Raw genomic sequence first — 2768 nt, forward strand, 5'->3', positions numbered from 1 at the left:
GATCGAAGCCAAAGGTCGCCCCGATCGCGATGCGGTGATCATCACCGAGTTGCCGTATCAAACCAACAAGGCGGCGCTGATCGAGCGCATCGCCGAGCTGGTGAACGACAAGAAGCTCGAAGGCATCGCCGACATCCGCGATGAGTCCGATCGCGACGGCATGCGCATCGTGATCGAGCTGCGACGCGATGCCTACCCGCAGGTGGTGCTCAACAACCTGTTCAAGCTCACCCCGCTGCAGAGCAATTTCAGCGCCTACATGCTGGCGCTGGTGAAGGGCGAGCCGGTGCTACTCACCCTGCGCAAGATGCTCGAGGTGTTCCTCGACTTCCGCGTCGAGACGATCGAGCGCCGCACCCGCTATCTGCTGCGCAAGGCCGAAGAGCGCGATCACATCCTGCTGGGCCTGCTGATCGCCCTCGACAATCTCGACGCGATCATTGCCCTGATCCGAGCTGCGGCGGATACCGCCACGGCTCGGGCGGAGCTGATGGAGCGCTTTGGCCTCAGCGACATCCAGGCCGACGCCATCCTGCAGATGCAGCTGCGCCGGCTCACGGCCCTTGAAGCCGACAAGATCCGGCTCGAGCACGAAGATCTGCTCGCCAAGATCACCGACTACAAAGACATCCTGGCCCGCAAAGAGCGGGTGCTGGCGCTGATTACCGAGGAGCTTGGCGTCCTGCGTTCGCGCTACGACTCGCCGCGCCGCACCGAGATCCTCGATGTGGAGGGTGGCCTCGAAGACATCGACCTGATCGCCAACGAGCGCTCGGTGGTGCTGCTCACCGAAACCGGCTACCTCAAGCGGATGCCGGTGAGCGAGTTCGAAGCCACCAGCCGAGGCACCCGCGGTAAGGCCGGCACCCGCAGCCAGGGGGAAGAGGCGGTGCGGCTGTTCATCAGCTGCAACGACCATGACTCGCTGTTGCTGTTTTCCGATCGCGGCGTGGTCTACACCGTGCCGGCCTACCGGGTGCCGCAGTGCAGCCGCACCGCCAAAGGCACGCCGATCGTGCAGTTGCTGCCGATTCCGCGTGAGGAGCAGATCACCTCGCTGCTGGCGGAAGACGCGGTGCTGGTGATGCTCACCAGCGGCGGCTACATCAAGCGCACCCGCCTCTCGGCCTTCGCCAACATCCGCTCCAACGGCCTGATCGCCATCTCGCTGGAGGAAGGCGATGCACTCACCTGGGTTCGTCTCGCCCAACCCGGCGACAGCCTGCTGATCGGCTCCCGCAAGGGGATGACGATCCACTTCCGCCTCTGTGATGAGGAGCTGCGGCCCCTGGGTCGCACCGCCCGCGGTGTGCGCGCCATGAACCTGCGCCCGGGTGATCAGCTGGTGAGTATGGATGTGCTGCCGGCGGAGCTGGCGGATCGGGTGGAGAGCATCAGCGCCGAAGCTGAGGAAGAAGACACCGAAGAAGTGGCCCCCAGCGAGGGCCCCTGGGTGCTGGTGGCTTCTGCCAGCGGGCTCGGTAAGCGGGTGCCGGTGGATCAGTTCCGCCTGCAGAAGCGGGCCGGCATGGGCCTGCGCTGCATGAAGTTCCGCCGCGATGGTGATGTGCTGGTTGGCCTCAAAGTGCTGGGCGCCGGCGAAGAGCTGCTGCTGGTGAGCGAGAAGGGGGTGATCGTGCGCATGCAGGCCGATGCGGTGCCGCAGCAGTCGCGCGCAGCCACGGGCGTGCGGCTGCAGCGCCTCGATAGCGGTGATCGCCTCTCGGAGGTGGTGCTGGTGCCGCCTGCGGCCGAGGAGGAGGAGCCGGCCGAAGGGCTTGACCCTGCCGCAGCAGAAGCCCCCGCCACTGATGCCTGATCACCGCGGTGATCTCTGGATCGCCAACACGGTGAGCGATCTGATCCAGGGGGATGTGCATGAACACCTCCCCCTCGAGGCCATTCCACTCGATGGCGATGTGCTCGGTCTGGGCACCACCACCAGCATCGATAACGGCGAGCTCACCTTCCTGCCCAACGCCGCCGGCCACACCACCATCTGGAAATGCCAGGCCAGTGATGGCGGAATTCGTGCGTTGCAGAGCGGGGATGGCAGCGCTCACTTCCCCTATGTGTGCTTCAGCGGCGATGCCGGAGCCCTCAAGGTGCTGGTGGATCCGGCCGAGCTTGGGGATGTGGAGGGGATGCCGCTGCAGGAGCTGGTGGGCCAGGCGATTGCAACGTTGCAACGCCAAGGCCGCCTGGATGAGGCGCCGATCTATGGGTTGAGGGCCGAGCTCGATTGGCGCTCATTGGTGATCACGGTGGCCTCCAAGCTGTGCATGGGCCAGCAGCGCCGCAACACCGCCATTGCCAGCAGCGCGGCCAGTGAGGGCACCGCCAGCCGCAGCATCTATCAACTGCTTCAGCACTACCGCCTGGCTGAGCAGGACCCTGGCGATCCCGCCGATCCGATTCGCTACCTGGGCCGTTCACTCCAATGGGAGTGCTGCGGTTTTTTTGATACCGATCCCGCCACCGGACGCGTGACCATCCCCGCAGAGGGCGCTCATCTGCACCTGCATGGCTGCAGCGTGGATCTGCGCCACGGCGGTCATCTGCATCACGAGCACCCCGGCACGGCGCTGCGGGCGGTGCGGCGCCTCGCCCTCTACCCCCTGCAGCAGCTGCACGCGCTGGTGAGTGATCTGGCTGTGGAGCAGCTGCGCTTCGAGGCGGGTGCTGCCTGCTTCCGCGTGGTGAATCTCGGCTCGATGGATGTGAGCGATGTGGGGGTCGCCGTGGTGGTGAACGATCGCTATTCGGGC

General features: G+C 65.6%; 2 protein-coding genes. Both read left to right on the forward strand.

Annotation, left to right across the window (positions count from 1 at the left end; all coding sequences use genetic code 11):
* The coding region (locus ACIQ2E_RS15010; protein WP_398332283.1) for a DNA gyrase C-terminal beta-propeller domain-containing protein at window positions 1–1819 on the forward strand (1819 nt) is incomplete at its 5' end.
* On the forward strand, window positions 1812–2768 hold a 957-nt coding region (locus ACIQ2E_RS15015; RefSeq protein ID WP_398332285.1), incomplete at its 3' end, for a hypothetical protein. The genes ACIQ2E_RS15010 and ACIQ2E_RS15015, both read left to right, overlap by 8 nt.

The sequence above is a fragment of the Vulcanococcus sp. genome, from assembly GCF_044369115.1.
Taxonomy (GTDB): Bacteria; Cyanobacteriota; Cyanobacteriia; order PCC-6307; family Cyanobiaceae; genus Vulcanococcus.